The organism is Aminipila terrae, assembly GCF_010120715.1.
Taxonomy (GTDB): Bacteria; Bacillota; Clostridia; order Peptostreptococcales; family Anaerovoracaceae; genus Aminipila; species Aminipila terrae.
Genome location: NZ_CP047591.1, coordinates 1338959 through 1362684, shown reverse-complemented (window position 1 = coordinate 1362684; position 23726 = coordinate 1338959). Strand labels below are relative to the sequence as shown.

At 34.6% G+C, this 23726-nt stretch carries 22 protein-coding genes; 20 read left to right on the top strand and 2 right to left on the bottom strand.

Translation table 11 applies throughout. The annotated features are described in order from the left end of the window. Positions 1-229 precede the first annotated feature (229 nt). The 20 genes from Ami3637_RS06500 to Ami3637_RS06405 all read left to right on the top strand — a co-directional run bounded on the left by Ami3637_RS06500 (position 230) and on the right by Ami3637_RS06405 (position 21679). Positions 230-2887 carry an S-layer homology domain-containing protein gene (locus Ami3637_RS06500; protein ID WP_162361863.1) on the top strand — a complete coding sequence of 886 codons (2658 nt, stop codon included), beginning with the start codon at positions 230-232 and terminating at the stop codon, positions 2885-2887. Positions 2888-3039: 152 nt separating this feature from the next. Further along, a complete protein-coding gene (murJ, locus tag Ami3637_RS06495) occupies positions 3040-4623 on the top strand; it encodes a murein biosynthesis integral membrane protein MurJ (protein ID WP_162361862.1) in 1584 nt (527 codons plus the stop codon). A gap of 29 nt (positions 4624-4652) precedes the next feature. Beyond that, complete coding sequence (locus tag Ami3637_RS06490) at positions 4653-5870, top strand: glycosyltransferase family 9 protein (RefSeq protein WP_162361861.1); 1218 nt, start codon at positions 4653-4655, stop codon at positions 5868-5870. Between the two features lie 28 nt (positions 5871-5898). Next, a complete protein-coding gene (locus tag Ami3637_RS06485) occupies positions 5899-6996 on the top strand; it encodes a glycosyltransferase family 4 protein (RefSeq protein WP_162361860.1) in 1098 nt (365 codons plus the stop codon). Positions 6997-7091: 95 nt separating this feature from the next. After that, positions 7092-8213, top strand: a complete 1122-nt coding sequence (locus tag Ami3637_RS06480; RefSeq protein ID WP_162361859.1) for a glycosyltransferase family 9 protein — start codon at positions 7092-7094, stop codon at positions 8211-8213. Positions 8214-8275: 62 nt separating this feature from the next. Next, complete coding sequence (locus Ami3637_RS06475) at positions 8276-9460, top strand: glycosyltransferase family protein (protein ID WP_162361858.1); 1185 nt, start codon at positions 8276-8278, stop codon at positions 9458-9460. 67 nt (positions 9461-9527) lie between these two features. Further along, entirely contained in the window at positions 9528-10025 is a 498-nt protein-coding gene (locus Ami3637_RS06470) for a D-glycero-alpha-D-manno-heptose-1,7-bisphosphate 7-phosphatase (RefSeq protein ID WP_162361857.1), read from the top strand. Between the two features lie 20 nt (positions 10026-10045). Beyond that, entirely contained in the window at positions 10046-11041 is a 996-nt protein-coding gene (locus tag Ami3637_RS06465; RefSeq protein ID WP_202931096.1) for a polysaccharide biosynthesis protein, read from the top strand. A 21-nt stretch (positions 11042-11062) separates the two neighbouring features. Beyond that, positions 11063-12226, top strand: a complete 1164-nt coding sequence (locus Ami3637_RS06460) for a polysaccharide biosynthesis C-terminal domain-containing protein (protein ID WP_162361855.1) — start codon at positions 11063-11065, stop codon at positions 12224-12226. 39 nt (positions 12227-12265) lie between these two features. After that, entirely contained in the window at positions 12266-13393 is a 1128-nt protein-coding gene (wecB, locus tag Ami3637_RS06455) for a non-hydrolyzing UDP-N-acetylglucosamine 2-epimerase (protein WP_162361854.1), read from the top strand. Positions 13394-13461: 68 nt separating this feature from the next. After that, the gene (locus Ami3637_RS06450; RefSeq protein WP_162361853.1) at positions 13462-14658 is read left to right on the top strand and encodes a glycosyltransferase family 4 protein; all 1197 of its coding nucleotides are present in this window, start codon (positions 13462-13464) and stop codon (positions 14656-14658) included. Positions 14659-14701: 43 nt separating this feature from the next. After that, complete coding sequence (locus tag Ami3637_RS06445; protein ID WP_162361852.1) at positions 14702-15328, top strand: sugar transferase; 627 nt, start codon at positions 14702-14704, stop codon at positions 15326-15328. Position 15329: 1 nt separating this feature from the next. After that, entirely contained in the window at positions 15330-15968 is a 639-nt protein-coding gene (locus Ami3637_RS06440) for a NeuD/PglB/VioB family sugar acetyltransferase (protein WP_162361851.1), read from the top strand. 17 nt (positions 15969-15985) lie between these two features. Further along, complete coding sequence (locus Ami3637_RS06435) at positions 15986-16219, top strand: acyl carrier protein (protein WP_162361850.1); 234 nt, start codon at positions 15986-15988, stop codon at positions 16217-16219. 20 nt (positions 16220-16239) lie between these two features. Further along, entirely contained in the window at positions 16240-16983 is a 744-nt protein-coding gene (locus Ami3637_RS06430; protein ID WP_162361849.1) for an SDR family NAD(P)-dependent oxidoreductase, read from the top strand. Between the two features lie 26 nt (positions 16984-17009). Continuing rightward, positions 17010-18020 carry a 3-oxoacyl-ACP synthase III family protein gene (locus tag Ami3637_RS06425; protein WP_162361848.1) on the top strand — a complete coding sequence of 337 codons (1011 nt, stop codon included), beginning with the start codon at positions 17010-17012 and terminating at the stop codon, positions 18018-18020. A 64-nt stretch (positions 18021-18084) separates the two neighbouring features. Beyond that, positions 18085-19818, top strand: a complete 1734-nt coding sequence (locus Ami3637_RS06420) for an HAD-IIIC family phosphatase (protein ID WP_162361847.1) — start codon at positions 18085-18087, stop codon at positions 19816-19818. 5 nt (positions 19819-19823) lie between these two features. Continuing rightward, positions 19824-20213 (top strand): VOC family protein, encoded by a 390-nt coding sequence (locus Ami3637_RS06415; RefSeq protein WP_162361846.1) that lies wholly within the window; start codon positions 19824-19826, stop codon positions 20211-20213. A 17-nt stretch (positions 20214-20230) separates the two neighbouring features. Beyond that, entirely contained in the window at positions 20231-20470 is a 240-nt protein-coding gene (locus Ami3637_RS06410) for an acyl carrier protein (RefSeq protein WP_162361845.1), read from the top strand. 30 nt (positions 20471-20500) lie between these two features. Next, positions 20501-21679 carry a LegC family aminotransferase gene (locus tag Ami3637_RS06405; protein ID WP_162361844.1) on the top strand — a complete coding sequence of 393 codons (1179 nt, stop codon included), beginning with the start codon at positions 20501-20503 and terminating at the stop codon, positions 21677-21679. A 35-nt stretch (positions 21680-21714) separates the two neighbouring features. Here Ami3637_RS06405 and Ami3637_RS06400 read toward each other — a convergent pair whose 3' ends face one another. Continuing rightward, entirely contained in the window at positions 21715-23196 is a 1482-nt protein-coding gene (locus Ami3637_RS06400) for an O-antigen ligase family protein (protein ID WP_162361843.1), read from the bottom strand. 191 nt (positions 23197-23387) lie between these two features. After that, positions 23388-23693 (bottom strand): hypothetical protein, encoded by a 306-nt coding sequence (locus Ami3637_RS06395; protein WP_162361842.1) that lies wholly within the window; start codon positions 23691-23693, stop codon positions 23388-23390. Between the last annotated feature and the right edge of the window lie 33 nt (positions 23694-23726).

Genomic DNA, 23726 nt, shown 5'->3' with positions numbered 1-23726 from the left:
AAGGGATGGCATAAGTGTGTATTACAGTTATGTTACATTTCCTTCTATGGGTTGACTGATGCATTTCTTAAAGGGTATAATTCACTGTGATAGGATATGCGTGTAGGCTTTTTCTATGCCCATAATCTTATTCATAATGTCAAATTATCTTCAGAAGGGGAAGGTGATTTGTTCACAGTAAAACAACAGAACCCCTTCGAAGAACAATTCTAAAGGAGGAATATTAGAAATGAAGAAAGTACTTTCATTTGTGCTAATTTTAGCATTAGTACTATCTAGCTTTTCAATGGCATTCGCTGGCCAGTCAACAGAAATCAAGTCTTTAAGCGACATTTCTGGAAATACTAACCAGTCTGCTATTGAAGTAGCTTATGATCTTGGTATCGTAACTGGTAACCCAGACGGTACATTCCAGCCAGCAAAGGCAGTAACAAGAGCAGAATTCGCTGCTATGATTACAAGAGCTTTAGCTGTACCTCAGAGTGCTCTTGCAGGTTATGCAAACGCAACTTTTAAGGATACAAACGGTTATGCATGGGCAGTTCCATACCTAGCATTCTGTAACTCAAAGGGCATTATGCTTGGAGACGGTGCAGGAAATGCTATGCCTGGTAAGACAATCACTGTAAATGAAGCTGTAACTATGGCTCTAAGAGCAGTTGGTTACACTGCAAACAGTGCAGAATTAACAGGTGTTTGGCCTTCAAACTACGTTACTAAAGCTCAGGAATTAAAGCTTTATGATGACGTAGCTAAAGATGCAACTGGTGTTGACAAGGCTAACGCTGCTCAGATTATTTACAATACATTATCAGTAGATAAAGTATCTGTAAACTCTGACGGTAAAACTGAAAATGTTAAGAAAGATGGTTCAAACGTATCACTTCTTACATCAGGTCTTAACTGCACAGAAGAAAAGAATGTAATTCTTACATCTGCTATGATTGATGATTCAATTATCTGCGCTGCTAAGTACTTAGGACAGCACGGTAATCTTTATAAGAATGATGACGATGAAATCGTAGCATTCATTGCAAAAGATTGCGAACAGATTGTTGGTAGATTTGTTCCAGATGGATCAACTGGAGTTAAATTCACTACAACAAATGATGAGAAGGATTACTCATTAGCAACTAACTCAACTAATACTTCAGCTGGAGCTCTTATTCTGGAAAATGGTAGACAGGATGCTAACAAGACTTTAAGCACTACTTTAGACCAGAGCCATATTGCTTCAGGACTAAGCACACCTGAATATGTATTAAGTGGTGATATCTCAGGAAAGACTATCAAAACAGTTTATTCCGTAAACAGATGGGTTGCTAACAACTCTGACCAGATTTCAGCAAGTGATGTTGCACAAATCAAAGATGATCATTCATTATTAAATTCTGATTTCGTAGAAGACGATAATGATGCTATTGACTACACTCAGTTCCAGTTAGTTGGTGTTAATAGTCTTAGTGACATCAAAGCTGACAACGTAGTTTATGTATTCGCTGATAAAGATGGTATCAGAAGAATTGAAGTAGGTACTCAGACTGTTGAAGGTACTGTTAAGAACTTCAAGAACGCTAAGACTGATCTTCTTACTAAGTTTGCTATCGGTGCTAACACTTATAGAAATGCTGCTGAAGCAGAAAACAGCATCAATGGCGGAAGCAAAGTTGAAAGCGGTAACGTTTCAGACGACGTAAAGGCATTCTTAGATGCTAGAGGTTATGTATATGACTTCACAAATACTACAACTGCTAACAATTACGCTGTTGTTGAAAAAGTTTCAAATTCATCAAGCATCAAAGATGAAGCTAAATTAATGCTTGCTGATGGAACAGAAAAGACATTCACATTTGATAGTGATGCTGATAAAGCAGGAGCTCTTCAATCAGGTACTGTTATTGGTTACGGTTTAGATAAGAGTGGTGAAGTTACTGATTCTAACAGAAACTATATTGCTGCATCTAATATTAAGCTTTCAAGCAGCAAGGTTATTTCTTCAATAACAACATTACCAGGGGCTTACAGTGCTTATAGAAATTCAAATGTATCAACTAGCACAGCTATTAAGAACACTAGAATTGCTGACAACTGTGTAGTATTCACTTATAAGACAACTACATCAGGTAGTATTCAAACTGATACTCAGGCTACAAATGCTGGAAAGACATTAGTTCCAAATACAGCTTACAGAGATGCTACTGGTAGCTATGTTTACATTGATGATTATGATGTAACAACTATTGACAAGGTAGATGTTGATAAGGAAATCAGCGGTGCTGGTGTTATCCTGTTAATGGATGAAGAAAATAATGGTGATGCTAAGATTGATAAAGTAGTTGCTATGTTCTTACCTGATACTTCAGCTAAGTCTGGAACTAAGTCATATGCAGTTATCAATGACTTAAACAAAGATGCAAATACTGATGGAGATAAAGTATTCCACGTTGTTGGATTCATTGATGGTAAGAAAGTAGACACTTATACTGATGACTGGTCAACAAGCTTCTTTGGTAGCTATAAGGACGTAGTTTACCAGAATAACCTTGGAACTGCTAGATTATATCAGGTTAAGGTTGATGCTAAGGGCGTAATTACTGACGCTACTTACTTCGGAGCAGGAGTAAACGCATTAGATAACGATACAGATCTTAAATCAACAGCTGAATTAACTGTTAAGGATGCTGATGGACATGATTCAATCGTGACTACTGAAACAGGAAATCCTAGATATGCTCTTGCTAAGAATGCAACTATCTATCAGGTAACTAAGGATGATGAATATAAGACTTACACTGGCGACTTCCAGGCAGGTGACAAGGTAATCTTATATGAAACTAATGATGACAATGATGGCTATGATATCGCTATCTTTGTAAGATTCAAATAGTTAAATAAATAAAAATATTTGATATTTTCAAAAGACGGGTTTTACCCGTCTTTTGTTTTTTATAGAAGCATTAGGGTTGTAATACATAAGCAAAAAAGGTATAATAAAATTCATATGAACATAATTTATGTAAAACAGGTAAAAGGTATTAAATGGACGATAAGAAACTAACAGCAGCCACAAAGCGAGAGACAGCTTATCGGAGGGTTGCGCAAACTGCAATTCTGATGGTGATATTAACTTTGGTTTCAAAATGTTTTGGGTTTATCAGAGAACTGGTTATGGCCAACTATTTTGGAGCGGGATATATAACAGATTCATATGTAATGGCGCAGAGTATACCTGGAATTTTGTTAGGTGGCATTTTTTCAGCAGTATCAACAGCATATATGCCATTATTCTCCCAGATTGTTGAGAAGCAGGGAAATAAAGAAGGAAATTTATTTACAAGCTACGTCATTAATTTATTGATTATATTGTCATTTTTAGCTAGTCTTATGGGCTTTTTTTTCTCAGACCAGATTGTTACATTTTTAGCAAGTGGTTTTGATGAACAGAGAGCACAATTGACTAGTTTTTATATAAAAATCACCTTTATGTATGTGATGTTTTCAGCAACTGCTGGTATATTTGATGCATATTTACAATACAAAGGGAAGTTTCTTACACCGATTGTTTCCGGATATGCTTTAAATGCAATGGCCATTATTATGATTATTTTTAGTGCACATACAAGTCATTATTATTTAGCTTTTGGGATACTGCTTGGGCAGGTTGGTAGATTAATAGTGGTCTTTGTAGTATCTAAAAGACAGTCTTTTAAATATTTCAGGTCAATTAAGTTTAATGATACAATAAAAAGAATATCTGTTTTAGCAATCCCAGTTTTTGTTAGTACTTATATACAGCAAATTAATACTTTTGTGGACAAGACATTAGCATCAGGACTGCAGGTAGGTAGTGTTTCTGCGTTATATTATGCCATGTTACTTGTAACTCTAATTACAGGGTTAACTTCTAATGTTTTTTCAACTATAATATATCCCAAGTTATCCCAGGCCAATTCACTTGGTGATAATGAAGAGTTATCATACATTGCCAGCGCTGGAGTTAATTTAGTGTTGCTTGTAACGATTCCTTTTACTCTAGGTATTTTTGCATATGGAGGACAAGTCGTACAAATTGTTTATGAAAGAGGTGCCTTTGATGAAACCGCCACAGCTTTGACTGGATCGGCTTTTCTGTTTTATGGGATAGGGCTGATATTTATTGCATTAAATGATTTATTGATGCGAATATACTATGCCATTCATGATATGAAAGCACCAATGATATATGCAGGTATAGCCGTTGTAGTCAATATAGCGCTGAACTTAGTTTTAGTAAGATATATGCAGCATAATGGACTGGCATTAGGTACAAGTATATCCTTTGCTACAAATACTGTCTTACTGGTTCATGGTATAAGAAAAAGATATTCTTATATAAAATTAATGCAATCACCGACAAAATTAGTGAAAATCGGTTTAGCAGCGCTTATTTCTATTACTTTTTCCTTAATTGTATATTATGGCGTAATTTTACCGTTATCATATATTATATATATGAGACTTGTTCAGATAGGAATAGCAGTATTATCTGCTATGATAGTTTACATTGTTTCGCTTTGGATTTTTAGAATTGATGAAATTATATATTTTACTTATTTAATAAAAAATAAAATGAGTAAAAAATAAACGTAGAAATACATAGCTTGTATTTGACAATGAAAGGAATGAAAATGCAATTGCAATTAGTACAAAGATTATGGCAAATGTTTTTATATATATTTGATGGTATGATAAAGGTTTATTGTGATTTATTTAAGATTGGCATAAAGAGAAAAAACACTAGGCAAGATAAAAAAATAAAGGTCATGATAGTAAAAACAGGGAGTATTGGAGATTTTGTTATCTGGCTGGGGATTGCAAAACAATGGTGTAAAGCATACCCAGAAGACAGATATGAGATAACACTTGTATGTAACTGCCCTGTGATTTGTAATATTATACAGAAAAATTCAGGGTTTAGTAAAATCATTGCAGTTGATGATAAACGATGCCATACAAAGTTAAAGTATCGCTTTGACCTATTAACTGAAGTTAGAAAAGTATATCCAGATATAGTTGTGAATGGAGATTATGAAAGTAGTTATAGAAATGATGTAATGTTTATAAAAGTATTACCCAGTAGTGTAGAAAAAGTTGGAGTTACATCAGAAGAAAGCAACTACCTCAATCAAAAAAAGGAAAAATGTTTTACTAAATTAATAAAAACATCTTTTAAGGACGAAAGCGAATTAGCTCGCTACGCCAAGGTGCTTACTGCTATTACAGGGAATCAATGCGAGAAAAAGTATAGCATAATAGAAGAACAAACAGTAAAAGAAAAGATTAAGGAAGAAAAAAGGTATTTCCTGGTATCACCGGGAGCACGGGAACTAATTAAATGCTGGAACGTAGAAAAATATGCGGAATTAATTGTTAGAATATACAATAAAACAAAATTGGTACCAATTATATTAGGGGCATCACAAACAGATAACGAATTAGCAAAGCAAATTACGTCAATAGCAAAAAAACAAAATATTGCGATAAAAAATCTCTCTGGGAAAACCACATTAGAGGAAAGTATAGAATTAATAAGAAATGCTGAGTTTCACATAGGAAATTGTAGTGGGAACAGTCATATTGCAAATTCTGTCTTAACAGATAATTTTGTGCTTGTAGGCGGAGGGCATTTTAATAAATATTTTCCTTACAAGGAAGACGAAAAAATTGGTGACACAAACCAAACTTGTATATTTGATTATAAAGATTGTTTTGGCTGCGATTGGAAATGTGTGACAAGTGAAAGACCAAATGGAAAATGGAAATGCGTAGATGATATTTCAGTAGATCTGGCATGGAAAATCATTGAGAACTATTTAGAAAAGAAATATTAAATACAAGAGGGAATAAGGGGAGTTTGAATTGAAAGTACTATATATAACTAATGTTCCAAGCCCATATAGAGTAGACTTTTTTAATGAACTTTCACAGTATTGTGATTTGACTGTTGCTTATGAAAAAAGAAAATCATCTGACAGGGATATTCAATGGAAAAATAAAAATAAAAGAGCTTATATCGAAATTTTTTTAACAGGGATTGCTGTAAGAGAGGATGCTGCAGTTTGCCTAGGAGTTATTAAGCTTTTGAAAATGCAATGGGATATAATAGTAATAAGCGGTTATGCAACACCAACCGGAATGGTAGCTATTACTTATTTAAGTGCGATTGGCAAAAAATTTGGAATAAGCGCTGATGGTGGCATGATTAAGAATGATAATGGCATAAAATATAAGATTAAAAGGTGGTTTATCAGCAAAGCAAGTTGGTGGCTCAGTACAGGGAAAGTTACAACCGAATATCTGGGGTACTATGGTGCGCAAACAAGTAGGGTATTTGAATATCCTTTTGCATCTGTTAGAGAATCTGACATAGGTAAGGTAGATGTTAAAAAAAATGATTTAAGAAAAGATTTGGGGATTTCAGAGAAGCTTGTAGTTATTTCTGTTGGACAATTTGTTGAAAGAAAAGGTTTTGATATATTAATAAAATCGTGTTCTCTTTTAAGAGGAGATATAGGGGTGTATATCATAGGAGGAAGGCCTACAGAACAATATAACAAAATAATTGAAGAATTAAAACTGGAGAACATAAATTTTATTGGATTTAAAACCCAGGAAGAACTGAAAAAATATTATCTTGCTGCAGATTTATTTGTATTGCCTACAAGAGAAGATATATGGGGACTAGTTGTGAATGAAGCAATGGCTTTTGGACTGCCTGTTATAACTACAAATAAATGTGTGGCAGGGTTATCAATGATTACCGATGGAAAGAATGGGTGGATTATTCCTGTAGAGGAACATGCTGTTTTAGCAGATAAGATAAATGTTTTTTTTAGAAATGAAGATAAAATTCAGGAAATGAACAGTGAAGCAATTGAGACCGCTAAAGAATATTCTATTGAAAAAATGGCATTAAAGCATATAGAAATTTTCAGAATGTTATTGCAGGAAAACTAAAATTGCATTTGCAATTTACATTAAATAAAAATATTTCAGTATTAAGGTGAAAAATGAAAACAATAGCAAAGTATATTTTTTTTGTGTATATATTATTGTTTGATAATATAATTAAAGGAATTTGTTGCAAAAAAGAAGCAAACAAAAAAAAATCAGATAAGGCAGTATGTCTCATAAAAGTAGACGGAATAGGGGATTCAGTTATTTTTTTAAAGGTTTTTAATTCTCTTTATAATTATTATAATGCTTTGGGATATAAAATTGATTTAATTTGTGCTAAACCATGCGGAGAGCTATATGAGAGCCAATGGAAATTTAATAATTTATATGAAATTAATATAAGAGATTTGTATAATTACAAATACAGAACTATGTTAGCAAAACAAATTTTACAGCAGGAATACTCTATTGTTCTGAATTGTGCATATTCAAGAACTATATCTATTGATTCACTAATATCCATAATGAATGGTAAGAAAAAAATTGGAAATCAGGGAGATTGCGGAAATACTCCTGGATTAATTAAATGGTTTACAGATAAGGCATATGATGAATTAGCCCCATCATCTAAAGATATCAGTGAACATAATCATAATGTAGATTTTTTAAAATGGATTGGGATAAATGATTTTCAATACAAAAAAGAAAAGAAATCCTCTGCTGTAGTAGACAACCATCGTTATTTTACCTTATTCCCCGGTGCAAGTAATACTAATAAATGCTGGGCTGCCGAAAAATTTGCAGCTGTTGCAGAAGTGGTTTATAGAAAGACCAATTGGAACATAGTAATTTGCGGAGGGAAAGATGACGCATTGATGGCTGAAAGAATCACACAAGAACTTGCCGATAAAAACATACAGACTCAAAATAAAGTGGGTATGACTGACATTCTTGAAACTTGTATGATTGTAGGAAAAAGTGCGTTAGTCATCACTAACGATACTAGTGGGGTTCACATAGCTAATCTATATGGGATTTCCAATATTTGCATTGCAAAAGGGTGCGACGTTGGAAGGTTTATAGATGCAAGAGATGAACATAATAGATTAATTTATCCGAATCACAGAGCTATATATCATAAAAAAAGCTGCAGCCAGTTATATAAAACAAAGTGTCTGCGAAAGAAGAAGACATTACCTTGTATAATGGAAATTACAGTTGATGAGGTTTTAAATGTGGTTGAAAATCTATTAGATGATTCAAAATTTAATAACTGATAAGCGTAAAAAATTTTGATTGATAATATTGAGTTTAACTATAGGGATGGGTACTTAATTATATGAAAAACGTTATATATATTGGGTTTGTGGCACCTGAAGAATTACTTATTGAAAATAAAATGCATTTGGCTACCAACAATTTTGAAATGGAATTTATTTCAAAAGGGCTAAAATGTTACCTAAGTAATGATAGCTTAAAAATTTATTCATATACGTATAATTTACTAAGGGAAGAAAACAGACAGTCATTCAGGCAATGCAATTTTGAGATAATAACCGAAAACGCTCATATAGATATAATAGCATTACCTTTCGTTAAAGCGCCTTTAGGAATAAGCCAAATCTTAAGAAGTTTTTGTATTTTAAAAAATTTGAATTACCTTTTAAAGAAGGATAGGAATGCTATAATAATTACATGCAATGCGTATGCAGTTTTTTCTGTACCTGTTTTGATTTTACAAAAAATATATAAATGCAAAAGTATTGCAGTAATGCTTGATGCCTTTAAGGATGAACACACCCAGAATTTTATTGGGAAAATATACGTTAGATTCTCAAAGTGGTTGTTACGTCAATATACAGGAGCAGTTGGGATGTGCGAAAATTTACTGAATGATTTTTGCAATCCTAATCAGAAAAAATTGGTGATATTACCTACAGATACGGAGAACAATTATGAAAAGAAACGTTCATTTGACCCAGCGAATATAAAAATATTATTTGCAGGAGGCCTTGAACGTCAGAATGGAATAATTGAAAGCATTAGCGCATTAGAATTTTTAGGAGAAGAATTTCAATTAGATTTATATGGTATAGGGACTTTAAAAGATTATGTACTAGAGGCTGCAGGAGGAGACTCCAGAATAAAATATGGAGGTATTGTTTCACGGAAACAATGCTTACAAAATGAGGTAGATAGTGATATACTAATAATCATACGAACCGAAAAAGACACCGGTACAGTAAACTTAGCCAGATATGGTATGTCATATAAACTGATGGAATATCTATTAAGTGGTATTCCGGTAGTTGCTACTTATATTGAGGCTATTCCGCCAAGCTTTATACCATATTTAAACCTTTGTAAATCGGATGCTGAATCTATAGCAAAAAAAATCCAGTATGTTGCAGAGAATTATAATGAATGCCTGAAAAAAGCTAAAGAGGCTAGATTACTCATAAAAGAGAGCTGCTCTTGGGATGTCTGCGAAACAGCAGTCAGGGAGTATATAGAAGAAATATAGAATTAATATGTATGCAATAGAACATAAAAGGTATAACAAAATAAAGAAAACAAAAGGAATATATTAGATGTGGAATAAGGCATTTTTTTTAGATCGAGATGGAACTATTATAATGGACAAGGGTTATTTAGATAATCCCGATGATATCGAATTTATTGAGGGAATTCCTGATTTATTGAAAAAAATAAAAGAAAAAGGTTATCTAATTGTCATCGTATCCAATCAGTCTGGTGTTGCAAGAGGATATTTCGATGAAAATACAGTAAGAACTGTTAATTGGGCATTGGCAGAAAAACTTAAGGCAGAGTTTGATATTGCGATAGATGGTATATATTATTGTCCGCACCATCCTGAATATGGAGAACAAAAACAGTGTAATTGTAGAAAACCCAAGCCTGGAATGGTTTTAAAGGCAGCAGACGAACTGAAAATTGATATTTCTCGTTCTGTGATGGTGGGAGACAAGGAAAGTGATCACATAGATCTTAAGGAACTAGACTTTATAAAGATTGTTAAAGATGAAAACTGGGCGCAGGATTCCAGATTAAAAAAATATATAATTTAGAAAATGTAAAGGAGTTGCATATGTTTGAGGGCAAGATATTATTAATAACCGGAGGAACAGGCTCTTTTGGGAATGCCGTTGTAGAACGGTTCTTAAATACAGACATCAGGGAAATCCGCATATTTAGCCGGGATGAAAAAAAACAGCACGATATGCGTATTCATTATAAAAATGATAAATTGAAGTTCTATATTGGTGATGTGAGAAACTTTGACAGCATAAATTTTGCTATGAAAGGTGCGGATTATGTTTTTCATGCTGCAGCACTTAAGCAGGTACCTTCCTGTGAATTTTATCCCATGGAAGCTGTGCAGACAAATATTGAAGGAACAGACAATACTTTAAAAGCAGCTATGCTGAATCAAGTAAAAAATGTTGTATGTCTGAGCACAGACAAAGCTGCATACCCAATAAATGCAATGGGTATCAGTAAAGCCATGATGGAAAAAATTGCAACATCTAAAGCTCGAATTTTAAAGGAAGAAAAACCAACTATATGTTGTACCAGATATGGAAATGTCATGGGATCACGAGGCTCCGTCATTCCATTATTTGAAGAGCAGATTGAGCTGGGAAGGGAATTAACAATTACAGATCCCAATATGACAAGATTTATGATGACTTTGGAGGATGCGGTAGATTTAGTTCTCTATGCCTTTGAGCATGGGAATCAGGGTGACTTGTTTATTCAGAAGGCGCCGGCGGCAACTATCGAAGTTCTTGCAAAATCTATAGCAGAGCTAAAGGGAAAAGAGTATAAGGCCAAGATTATAGGAACAAGACATGGTGAAAAACTATATGAGACGCTTCTTACCAGAGAAGAAAAGGTCAAGGCAGAAGATTTAGGAGGATATTACAGGGTACCTATGGATGACCGGGATTTAAACTATGATAAGTACTTTGAGCAAGGGGTAGAATTAATGCCTGAACTTGAATCGTATACTTCCCATAATACAGACAGGCTTGATTTGGAAGGAATGAAAAATTTATTAATAAGATATGGTATGGTAGTTTAAAATAACGTTTAGGGTATAAATATGAAAATACTAATTACTGGGGCATATGGCTTCATAGGAAAAAATTTAATATGTGAATTAAAAAACAAAGGTTATCATGACCTTTGTTTTTGTGGTAAAGATACCAGTATTGAAGAACTGGATAAATACACAAAGGATTGCGACTTTGTATTTCATCTGGCAGGGGTAAATCGACCAGAACATGTAGAAGAGTTTATGAGCCAGAATTATGGATTCACAGATACTCTTCTTCAGATGTTGAAAAAACATAAAAATACTGCCCCGATTTTATGCACATCATCTACTCAGGCAATGCAGGATAACCCATATGGGAAAAGTAAACTGGCAGAGGAAGAAGCAATTTTTAATTATGGAAAAGAAACCGGTGCTCCCCTATTCGTATACAGACTTACAAATGTATTTGGAAAATGGTGCAGACCAAACTACAATTCAGTAGTGGCAACCTTTTGTTATAATGTGGCAAATGACTTGCCAATACAAATAAATGATGAAAACAAGGTATTAGATCTTGTATATATAGACGATGTATTGAAAGCCTTTATTTCATGTCTGGAGGGACATGGAGAGGATTATATCAATGCAACGCCAGACGGTAGATTAGTATTGACTACTTTGCATAAAGTGAGCTTAGGAAGATTAGCGGGACTCATAAAGGAATTTAAAAAAGATAGAGTGACGTTAAATGTACCTGATATGGCAAACGGATTTACAAAAAAGTTGTACAGTACATTTTTGAGCTATATGCCAGAAGAGCAGTTCGCATATCCTCTTAAAATGAATATTGATAACAGAGGTTCCTTTACGGAAATATTGAAAACCCAAGGATTTGGACAAGTGTCTGTAAACATTTCGAAGCCTGGAATCACCAAGGGAAACCACTGGCATCACACGAAAACAGAAAAGTTTTTAGTGGTAAGCGGCAAAGGGGTTATCAGGTTTAAAAAAGTATTTACTGATTTATTTGATGATAATAATATAAAATATTTAAAGCCGGAATCTATCATAGAATATTTTGTAAGCGGTGAAAAACTGGAGGTCATTGATATCCCTCCCGGATATACACATAATATAACCAATCTGGGAGATACAGATATGGTTACCATTATGTGGGCAAATGAAAGTTATAATCCGAACGATCCAGATACTTATTTTTTAGAGGTATAATGTTAGAGTAAATGATAACAGTTTGAAAGGGATTATTTTATGTCTAGTAAGTTAAAAGTAATGACTATAATAGGAACAAGACCTGAAATCATACGTTTGTCAGAGGTTATAAAGGCCTGTGACAGGTATTTTGATCATATATTAGTCCATACAGGACAGAATTGGGACTACACGTTAAATAAGGTTTTTTTTGAGGATTTAAAGCTTAGGGAACCAGATTTTTATTTGGACGGTGTAGGGGGAAATCTTGGAGAGACCATGGGAAATATTATTTCTAAGTCTTATGTGGTTATGCAAGAAGTAAAACCAGATGCGCTTTTGATTTTAGGAGATACAAATTCAGCATTGTCAGCTATTTCCGCAAAGAGACTCAAAATACCCGTATTTCATATGGAGGCGGGTAACAGGTGCTTTGATCAAAATGTTCCAGAGGAAATAAACCGAAAAATTGTGGATCATATTTCAGATATTAATTTGCCATATACAGAACATAGCAGACGATATTTGCTTAGTGAAGGGTTTAGAAAAGAACATATTATAGTGACAGGTTCACCCATGAGAGAAGTTTTAGAAGCGAACATGGAACAGATTGAGTCCAGTAGTATATTAAATGAACTGGGTTTAGAAAAAGAAAAATATTTTTTACTTTCTGCTCACAGAGAAGAAAATATTGATAATGAAGAGAATTTCTTTTCATTAATGTCTGCTATAAATAATGTTGCAGAAAAATACCAGATGCCAGTTATTTATTCTACTCATCCAAGGAGCCAGAAAAAAATTGAAGAAAAAGCCTTTAAATTTCACCCTTTAGTAAAAAATATGAAACCACTAGGCTTCTTCGATTATAACAAACTACAGATGAATGCCTATTGTGTACTATCAGATAGCGGAACTTTATCAGAGGAGAGTAATATATTGGCATTTCCAGGGGTGTTAATCCGAACGTCAACGGAGAGACCTGAAGTACTGGATGCAGGAACCATTGTTATCGGAGGCATTCAGGAAGATGATATAGGGCAGGCAATAGAACTTGCTATAAATACATTTGTAGATGATCCGGAACATCAGACACCGCAGGATTATATGGATGGGAATGTGTCCACCAAGGTGGTTAGAATAATTCAAAGTTATACGAAAATTATAAATAAAGTTATATGGAATAAATAGTTCATTGTAAATATACAATATACTTTTAAATGTGATATTATAAAATGAAAATATAAGTAGGAATAAAAATGAATGTACTTTTTTTAATGATTATATCTCCCGAAATAAAGAGAAATCCTAACCTTTATACTGAATTAATGGAAGAATTCAGAGAAAAAGGGCATAAGGTTTATGTGGCAGCTATCGAAGAAAAGAAAAATGGCAGACAGACCCGAATTACAGAGGAATCAGGAATAAAAATCCTGCATATACGAACTGGAAATATGTTTAATGTAAATCCAATAGAAAAAGGTTTAACCACACTTTCTCTGGGTAGATTGTTTAAAAAAGGGTTAAAACAATACTTTAAGCATATAAAATTCGATCTGGTGATGATGCCCACACCTCCTATTACATTCGCTGATGCAATGAATTTTATCAAGAAAAGAGATAATGCTAAGGCGTATTTGATTTTAAGGGATATTTTTCCTCAAAATGCCAGGGACATAGGTCTGTTAAAGAATGAAATATTATTTAAATATTTCAGGAATAAAGAGAAAAAAATGTACAGAGTCGCGGATTATATTGGATGTATGAGCCAGGGTAATATAGATTATGTTTTGAAACACAACCCTGAAGTACAAGGAAATAAACTGGAGCTTTTGCCAAACTGGTCCAGAGTAGAAACCCCAATAGAAACAGAAGGGTCTGTTGATTACAAGAAAAAGTATGGATTAGAAGGAAAGTTTGTATGTATTTTTGGTGGTAATATAGGGTGGCCACAAGAACTGGAATTTTTATTGGAATTAGCTAAGTCTGTAAGAGACAGAGCAGACATTATATTTCTGATTGTGGGCAAAGGCATAACCAAGCCGAAGATAGAAAAAATAATTGCTGATGAAGCCATAAATAATGTGATTATGAAAGATTTTCTACCCAAAGAAGACTACGATGGGTTAGTTAACCAATGTGATGTAGGTTTGATTAATTTAGACAGGAGATTCACTATCCCTAATATACCATCAAAAACTACAGGATATTTTAAAGCTTCAGTACCTGTATTAGCATCTGTTGATGCAAGCACAGATTATGGGAAAGTTCTAGAAAATGCACGGGCAGGATTATGGTCTATTACTGGTGATTTAGAGCAGTATAAAAGAAATCTGCTGGAGCTGGCAGACAATCCGGATAGGGCAAAGCAAATGGGGATAAATGGGAGAAAATATCTAGAAAAGTATTTAACGGTAAAAGACGCATATAATACAGTTATAAAACACTTTAAGTAAAAAATAAGGAAAATTTTCATATATAAAACAAAGTAAGGGTAATATGGTTAAAAGATTTATAAAACGAACATTTGATATAATAGTTTCTTCCTGTGCTATTTTGGTATTATCACCGGTTTTGTTGATTGTATCAATTATGGTCAGAGTAAAACTGGGGTCACCGGTTATTTTTATGCAGGAAAGGCCAGGGCTTCATGCTAAGATATTTACTATGTATAAGTTCAGAAGTATGACCGATGAATGTGATGATACAGGCCAATTGATGCCTGATCATGTTAGGTTGACCAACTTTGGCAAGTTCCTGAGAAAAACCAGCCTGGATGAGCTGCCAGAGTTATTTAACATATTTAAAGGGGACATGAGTTTTGTAGGACCAAGGCCGCTTTTGGTACGCTATTTAGAAAGATATAATGATGAACAGGCCAGAAGACATGATGTAAGACCGGGACTGACTGGCTGGGCTCAGATAAATGGAAGGAATGCTATAACCTGGGAAGAAAAATTCAGATTGGATGTCTGGTATGTTGACCATTGGAATTTATGGCTGGATTTAAAAATTTTTATAATGACATTTGTGAAAGTCATAAGAAAAGAGGGGATAAGTGCAGAAGGTGAAGCGACAATGGGAGAGTTCCTGGGAACAAAAGAAATAACAAAAGAGGGTGAGTGACGTGAAAAAACTTGTTATAATAGGTGCAGGTGGCTTTGGAAGAGAAGTTGCTGATACAGTCAGAAGAATTAATGCTGTCAGCTCCACCTATGAAATAATTGGATTTGTTGATGATGATAATTCAGTTTTAGGTAAAACAATTAATGACATTAAGATTGTTGGAAATAAAGAATGGTTAAAGACGTTTGCTCTAGGACAGGAAGTATATGCAGTTATGGCCATAGCAAGCGCAGACGTGAAGCGAAAAATTTCTGATTATCTGGCTGATACTGTCGTATGGGAAAATATTATTGACCCTTCTGCTCTTATTTCCCAATATGCCAAGTTGGGGAGAGGAAATGTTTTTCAACCGTATGTGGTGATAGGTCCAAATACGAAAATTGGAGACCACTGTATGTTTAATCTGCGTACTAATATGGGGCATGATGCACAGGCGGAAGATTTTGTTTCAGTTATGAGTATGTGTGATATAACTGGTGGTGTCATATTGAGAGAGGGAGCCTATCTGGCTACTAGTGTATCTATAGTGCCACAGTTAGAAATAGGACGGAATGCTTTTGTGTGCGCTGGTGCCGTTGTTTTAAAAAATGTCGAAGAAGATGCACGGGTAATAGGTTATCCTGCTAAAAGAATAAAATAAATAGGATGAGGACAAATATGGAGAGATTATTATTAGAGAGTATGGCGGATATTCTTGAGACAGAAGTTGAGAAGCTGAATCTTGAAACAGAGTTTAAAACAGAAGAATACGACTGGGATTCTTTGAAGGGATATGCAATTTTGGTTATGCTTGAAGAAGAATTTCAGGTGGAAATGCCAGTTGATGATTTTATTGAAGCAAAGAAAATACAAGATTTATTTAACTATATACATACTCATACAGATAGATAAGATATACAGAGGATAAGGATATGAACAACAAGCAATGGATAGTGGTTACAGGGGCTTCCAGTGGTATCGGGAGAAGTACTGTGATGAAATTGCTAGAAGCAGGACTGTGTGTAGTTGCGACTGCAAGGAATGAAGAAAAACTCAATGAACTATATAGTACTATGAAGGATGTTAAAGTTATTTCATGGGATTTATCCCAGACAGACAATATAAAAGAATATTGTGAAACTGTTAAAAATCAAGTTGGAACTATAAGTGGTCTAATGCATTGCGCAGGTCAGCAAGTAACTCTGCCTGTTCATATGATTAAAGAAAAAAAGATTGAGGAAGTCTTTGGCATTAATACATTTGCAGCAATGCTGCTGGTCAGTGCATTCTGCAAAAAAGGCTCAACTGACAATGGAGCATCATTTGTATTAGTGTCTTCTCTTGCAGCTCATGAAGGCGCGTTTGGGAAATCTATTTATGCCGCATCCAAGGGGGCGTTAGAGGGATTTATCAGGGCAGTATCTCCGGAACTGGCAGAAAAGGGAATCCGGATAAATGCTATAGCACCTGGGATAGTACAGACAGAAATGGTAAATAAATATTTTAACCAAGTTACTGAAGAACAAAAAAATACAACTATTAAGGAATATCCTTTGGGCCTGGGAAAACCGGAAGACGTTGCTGAACTGGCAGTTTATTTGTTAAGTAAAAATTCCCGTTGGGTTACTGGACAGGTCATAATTATAGACGGCGGGCACTTAGTAAGAAAGTGTTAAAAGGATAATAGAAAGGGACATCAAAGATGGCAGTTTTAAGGACATCAAACGTAGAGTTAAGAGGAATATGCTGCGCTCTGCCAAGAAACTCAAAATCCATTTATGATATTGGGGAAGGATACTTCTCTAAAGAAGAAATAGAAAAAACAACCAAAGCAGTGGGAGTTAAAGAGATATTTGTTGCAGATGAAGGGCAGACAGCATCTGATTTTTGTTTTGCAGCTGCAGAGAATTTAATAAAAAAGTTGGGATGGGAAAAAGAAAGCATAGATGGACTTATCTTTATTTCCCAGACACCAGATTATACGCTCCCAGCTACCTCCTGTATCCTGCAGGGCCGTTTGGGGTTAAAAGAAGATTGCATTTCATTAGATGTTAATCTTGGCTGCTCAGGATTCGTTCATGGTTTATTTTTGGCCGGACAATTTATTAAAAGTGGTTCTTGCAAGCGAGTTGTTGTTCTCACTGGGGATGTACTCAGAAGATATATTTCGCCGGAGGATAAAGGTATAACTTTTATAATCAGTGATGGAGGAACGGCTACCGGCGTAGAGTATACGGAGGAAGAGAATCCAATGACATTTATGATGAAGTCTGATGGCAGTGGTTATAAAGATTTGATTATTGAAGCTGGAGGAGGACGTGTGCCTTTATCTGAAAAGACCAAAGAGATGTATGCAGATAAAGATGGAAGCAGAAGAAGTAAAGAAAACTTGTATATGAATGGAATGGGAATCTTTACATTTGCTATAAAGCAGGTCCCTAAAATTATAAATGATATATTGGAAGCGCATCTGTGGAGTAGGGAAACAGTGGATCTGTTTCTGTTACATCAGGCTAACGCTTATATGGTTAAATATATAGCTAAAAGAGCCAAAGTAGACGAAAACAAAATACCAATTAATATTAATAAATTTGGAAATACAAACGGTTCAACTATCCCATTTTTAATATGTGATATAAATGAACAACTATTACAGGAAAAAAGGAATGTAATTTTAGCTGGATTTGGGGTTGGATTATCCTGGGGGCCATAGCCGGAAAAATTGGTTCTCTAAAATGTGCTGAAATAATACAAATTTAAATAGGCTAGGGTATAATATGAAATTTGCAGAGTTAAGAAAAAATTTAAAAAAAGACTTCTCCCATTGTGCAAAGTTAAGACTTGCTATCACAGCAGACTGGTCCGTTCAATTACTAGCACAAGCCATTCGAGGTTATGGATATGAACGTAAAATGGACATTGAGATTTATGAGGCGGCATATGATCAGATGGAGAGTGAACTGTTAAATCAGGATTCTGACCTTTATAAATTCCGCCCCGATTATGTTCTTTTGTTTCCCTGCACTGAAAAATTCCAGGAAAAATTTTATAAAATGGCTGAAAATGATAGAGTTTATGCAGTTGAAAATGAAATTGAAAGAATAAGAAATCTAAGCAGGAGTGTCCGGGAAAATTCCCAGGCACAAATTATTATATGTAATTACTGTGAGATTGATGATGGGGTATATGGAAATTATGCTGGAAATTGTGTGGAATCACTTTTATATAATCTGAGAAAAATGAATTATAAATTATGTGATGTCATAACAAAAGAAAAGTACAGTATGATAGACATTAATAATTTGCAAAGTGTGATAGGAAGGCTAAATTTAGTTGATAACAGGCTTTATTACATATCTAAAACAGTATTTTCTATGGAAGGACTGGCTTGCATTGCAGAGCAAATATGTTCTGTTATTTCCTCCCTTTTTGGAAAAATTAAAAAGTGTGTGGTTTGCGATCTTGACAACACCCTGTGGGGAGGTGTTGTGGGAGACGATGGAATAGAAAATATCCAGATTGGCGAATTTGGAATTGGGAAAGCATTTTCGGATTTACAAACATGGATAAAAGAACTTTCCAAAAGAGGTATTGCAGTTGCCATATGCAGTAAGAATGATGATAGCATAGCCAGGGAAGTTTTCGAAAAACATCCAGATATGATACTCAAATTAAAGGACATATCTGTTTTTACAGCTAACTGGAAAGATAAGGCCACAAATATTAAGAACATTCAGCAGGTACTAAATATTGGTCTAGATTCCATGGTATTTTTAGACGATAATCCTTTTGAGAGAGAATTAGTAAGAAATATATTGCCTGAAGTAACTGTGCCAGAGCTTCCCAAAGATCCTACAGAGTATGTGTCTTATTTAAGAAGTCTAAATTTATTCGAGACAGTGGGAATTTCAGATGCAGATAAAATAAGGACTCGTCAATATCAGGAAGAAGCCAGACGAATTGAACTGAAAAACGGTGTATCCAGTGTAGAAGACTATCTTCAAAGCCTGGAAATGAGTGCTGATATCAAAGCTTTTGATAAATTCACTATGCCCCGAGTTGCACAACTGACGCAGCGTTCAAATCAATTTAATTTGAGGACGAAAAGATATTTTGAAAGTGAACTAGAAAAAATTACAATGAATAGTAGCTATGTTACCATGTCTGTTTCGTTAAAAGATAAGTTTGGTGAATACGGCATAGTAGGGGTAGCAATCTTGGAGAGAATCTCTGATTCGGTTTGGTTTATAGATACCTTTTTGATGAGCTGTCGCGTTTTAAAGAGAACAGTAGAAGAGTTTTTATTTAATGAAATAGTTGAGAAAGCTAAAAAGGACGGTATCATAACCATTATAGGAGAGTATCTACCTACCAAGAAAAACACTTTAGTATGTGATTTACTTGGTGAATTTGGGTTTACTAAAACTGAAGAGAATAATGAAAATAGTACAACGTGGTTGCTAGACGTTGAAGGATATTGTACAAAGAAGACATTTATTAAAAAAGGGTAAAGCAAATGAAAATACATCACGTGGGTTATCTGGTCAAAGATATAAATAAAGCGCTAAAAGAGTTTGGAAAAATAGGTTTTATACTAATTCAGGAAATTTGTTATGATTCTTTTAGAGACATTGAAATATGTTTTGTAGAAAATTCAGGATATATACTTGAATTAGTCAGCCCCAAAAGCGAAGAGTCTATAGCATGGAATTTACTTAAGAAGTATGGGAATGCCCCATATCATATATGCTATATAGTGGAAAATCTAGAGGAGACTGTTAGTAATCTTAAAGATCAAGGGTATGTACTGGTGGCAGAACCAAAGGAGGCAATAGCTTTAAGAAGTAAAAAAGTTGCTTTTTTGATTGGAAGGAATATGGGATTAATAGAACTGGTAGAAATATGAAAATATAGGAGATAGTTATGGATAGAAATGAGATACTACAAAAAGTAGCTGTTATATTTAGAGGCTTTTTTGATAATGAAACGCTTCCAATAACTTTGCAGACTTGCAATGAAGACATTGAAGATTGGGATTCCGTGGCTCATATACAATTAATCTTTGAAGTGGAGAGTGAATTTGGAATTCAGTTTGAAGCAGAAAAAATAGCAGAGATGACTAGTATAGAAAAAATTGTAGAGAATATTCAAGAAAATATTTAAACGTGGTAACTAAATCAAGAGGGTGATATTATGGACAAAAAACAAATACAACTAAGTGTACCTAATTTAGACATAGAAATTGTGGAAAGCCTGCGTGAATGTATAGAAACAGGATGGGTTTCTACAGGAGGCAGGTTTATAGGGGAGTTTGAAAGGAAAACAGCACAATATGTTGGAATTGCAGATGCAGTTTCTGCTCAAAGCGGGACGGCAGGATTGCATGTAGCACTAAGGATTTTAGGGATTTCTGCCGGAGATGAGGTTCTTGTTCCTACACTGACATTTGTAGCTGCTGTAAATCCTGTGAAATATCTCGGAGCAGAGCCTGTGTTTATGGACTGTGATGATTCTTTTTGTATGGATGTAGATAAATTAGAACAGTTTTGTCAGGAAGAGTGTATATTTGATGGGGCGAAGTTAATAGATAAAAAAACTGGAAAGACCATTAAAGCTATAGTTGTAGTACATATTTTTGGGAATCTGGCTGACATGGAAAGAATTATGGATATTTCCCAAAAGTATAACTTAAAGGTTCTTGAGGATGCAACAGAGGCTTTGGGAAGCTATTATAAAGAGGGCAGATATAGAGGATATTTTTCAGGAACTATAGCTGACATGGGTGTATATTCATTTAATGCCAATAAGATAATCACAACTGGTGGTGGAGGTATGATTGTATCACGCAATCAGCATTACCTGGATGAAGCAAGGTATTTAACTATAACAGCCAAAAAAACTTCAGCAGAAGAAACCTTATTTTTTGTTCATGGAGACGTGGGATATAATTATAGAATGTTAAATCTACAGGCGGCCTTAGGCGTGAGTCAGATTGATAAGCTGGAATGTTTTATTGAAACTAAAATTGCAAATTATAAAACATATAAGGAAGAATTACAGAAGGTTGACGGTATTCGCATTATTCCTTTTAAGGAAGATATAAGAGCTAATCACTGGTTCTACTCTTTGTATATTGATAATGAACGATTTGGTGAAAGTAGAAATGAATTGATGCACAGGCTGATTCAAAACGGTATTCAGTGCAGACCTGTCTGGAAATTGATACACACCTTGGAACCTTATATCAACGCTCAAAACTATAAAATTGCAAAAGCCGTAGATTATGCTGACCATATACTTAATGTGCCCTGTTCAACGAATTTAACATCAGAAGAAATTAAATATGTTTGTAAGATTATTAAAGAAAAATAAAAATCCCCCGTAGATTATTCTATGGGGGGACATTTTTATTTACTTGCTGTTGTCTGTCTTTGTAGCATGATATTTATGGCTATTCCAGTACCCAGTAACCCGTAGAACATTGGCATCACAGACACGGTAGAATCGTCTACTAAGCCTGATACAAGGAAACCACATACTCCCAGGAAAATCCCTAAACCGGTATACTCTGTAAAGGTACTCATATTTCTCTTCCAGAATAACTTAATACTTTGAATAACATACATAAACCATAAAACCAATAGGGCAAGAACGGAAATACCGCCAGTTCCAATCCAGGCGTCCATGTACATATTATGAGGCTTGTCAACAATCATGTTAAGATTCCAGTCAGCATTATATTTTCCAACATAGTCATTTTGAGGGAAGTAAATACAATAAGTGTCAGCTCCGTGACCGATTAAAGCTGTTTCTTTCATCATAGGGAGTGTTCGGGACCAAATATATCCACGACCAGAGCCGAATCCTTGATTATTCTCCCAACCCATAGCCTCTATTTTTTTAAGTGATACTAAAAGGCCTAAATCATTACGATATTTTACTTCACTTCCAGCTACTATAGCAAAAGGCCATTCTCTATCTCCAATTTTTATGATAAAATAATGGGTCCCGGCAGCATCCTGTGCAGGTCCAAGGACTAATGAACTAAATCTTTTATCATCCACAGCAAAGGAAGAGTGAGTTCCTTCTATAAGTTTAATATTAAGATCTTTACCTTTGCCATCAGTAAGCTTTATTGCCAGAGGGTTTTCTGGATACGTGGTAAATGTAATTTTATTATCATTATAACTTAAGTGAATGTCATTACCCTTTGTTTCAATATAATCAATATGAACTTTGGGACTGTTACCTGTAGGGGTATCAGCACCTGGCTTGCCAGGGATTTTCTGTGTATTAGTACTTTCAGTTCCAAGAACGCCATGTGCTGCTCCAGTAAGCTCTGGCATCCATCTATTGTAGGTAACACCTCCTATTAAAACAGTAATAAGCAACAGAATGGCAACTGGTTTCCACCATTTAATTATTGTTTTGTTTAGTAGTATGAGACCAACTAAAACGACTATGGCCATTCCCAGATAACCTCCAGAGGACTTAGAGCCAATTAAGTTGTAAAGCAGTAATGAAAACAGTATCCCCAAAGATATTTTTTTCCAAAGGACTTCATCTTTTCCACTCATTATGGAACGGATAAAGAGTAGTCCAAAAAGAGGTATTAATAAGGTTAAGTAAAAGGAAACATAATTAATGTTATAAACTGTTTGATAAATTTCCCTATGTTTAAAACTAAAAGTTAATTGATCAATATGATCCCAGAACCAGCTTGGTGTAATTAGTTTTTTACCGAAAGTTGTTCTAAAAAAGTCGTGGTTTAGTGCTTGAGAAAGCCCTAGCAGGCTAAGGAGTATGGCTGATACCGCTGTAGGATATATTATCCATTTAATGTTAGTTTCATCATTTACTGTATTAATGATGAAAAACAGCATAATCATGTATGAAAGGAGCGTTATGGTCCCTTCAAATCTGTCATTCCAGCCCCATAATGCGAATATTTTGTAATCTGATAGCAAGTATGAGACAAGAACAAGCACTGAATACACAAGCATAGGAATGTAATATCTTGAACGCTTTATAAAGAAAGACTGAGTAAAGACCCGATATAATAAATATATGAGTGCTAATATCATACAAATAATGATAGCAACCATTTTGTAGTAGCTAAAAATTCAGTTAAATCGTTGCCTGAGTTTGTCCAATAGAATTGATTCATGGGCCTTTTATACTCGTAATATCTTACAATCATAATGATGAACGCTGTAAAGAAAGCTGCCGGCAACATTTGAAACCAATGCATTCCCTCATTTATTCTCGGAGCCATGCTCATAGAACAGAAATAATCTGAATCCCTACCTAAGGCAGAGACTTTTTTCGTAGCAGGCTGCTTTGAGTGTGCAGCAACTTTGCTCCCCTGTTTGTTATTTTTTGCCATTTATAAATCCCCCAATTATTTCAAAATTAATTA

Coding starts and splice junctions, on each gene's coding strand:
- Ami3637_RS06500 (WP_162361863.1), top strand. CDS start 230: ATGAAGAAAGTACTTTCATTTGTGCTAATTTTAGCATTAGTACTATCT.
- murJ (WP_162361862.1), top strand. CDS start 3,040: ATGGACGATAAGAAACTAACAGCAGCCACAAAGCGAGAGACAGCTTAT.
- Ami3637_RS06490 (WP_162361861.1), top strand. CDS start 4,653: ATGAAAGGAATGAAAATGCAATTGCAATTAGTACAAAGATTATGGCAA.
- Ami3637_RS06475 (WP_162361858.1), top strand. CDS start 8,276: ATGAAAAACGTTATATATATTGGGTTTGTGGCACCTGAAGAATTACTT.
- Ami3637_RS06470 (WP_162361857.1), top strand. CDS start 9,528: ATGTGGAATAAGGCATTTTTTTTAGATCGAGATGGAACTATTATAATG.
- Ami3637_RS06465 (WP_202931096.1), top strand. CDS start 10,046: ATGTTTGAGGGCAAGATATTATTAATAACCGGAGGAACAGGCTCTTTT.
- Ami3637_RS06460 (WP_162361855.1), top strand. CDS start 11,063: ATGAAAATACTAATTACTGGGGCATATGGCTTCATAGGAAAAAATTTA.
- wecB (WP_162361854.1), top strand. CDS start 12,266: ATGTCTAGTAAGTTAAAAGTAATGACTATAATAGGAACAAGACCTGAA.
- Ami3637_RS06450 (WP_162361853.1), top strand. CDS start 13,462: ATGAATGTACTTTTTTTAATGATTATATCTCCCGAAATAAAGAGAAAT.
- Ami3637_RS06445 (WP_162361852.1), top strand. CDS start 14,702: ATGGTTAAAAGATTTATAAAACGAACATTTGATATAATAGTTTCTTCC.
- Ami3637_RS06435 (WP_162361850.1), top strand. CDS start 15,986: ATGGAGAGATTATTATTAGAGAGTATGGCGGATATTCTTGAGACAGAA.
- Ami3637_RS06430 (WP_162361849.1), top strand. CDS start 16,240: ATGAACAACAAGCAATGGATAGTGGTTACAGGGGCTTCCAGTGGTATC.
- Ami3637_RS06425 (WP_162361848.1), top strand. CDS start 17,010: ATGGCAGTTTTAAGGACATCAAACGTAGAGTTAAGAGGAATATGCTGC.
- Ami3637_RS06420 (WP_162361847.1), top strand. CDS start 18,085: ATGAAATTTGCAGAGTTAAGAAAAAATTTAAAAAAAGACTTCTCCCAT.
- Ami3637_RS06415 (WP_162361846.1), top strand. CDS start 19,824: ATGAAAATACATCACGTGGGTTATCTGGTCAAAGATATAAATAAAGCG.
- Ami3637_RS06410 (WP_162361845.1), top strand. CDS start 20,231: ATGGATAGAAATGAGATACTACAAAAAGTAGCTGTTATATTTAGAGGC.
- Ami3637_RS06405 (WP_162361844.1), top strand. CDS start 20,501: ATGGACAAAAAACAAATACAACTAAGTGTACCTAATTTAGACATAGAA.
- Ami3637_RS06400 (WP_162361843.1), bottom strand. CDS start 23,196: ATGATTATGCTGTTTTTCATCATTAATACAGTAAATGATGAAACTAAC.
- Ami3637_RS06395 (WP_162361842.1), bottom strand. CDS start 23,693: ATGGCAAAAAATAACAAACAGGGGAGCAAAGTTGCTGCACACTCAAAG.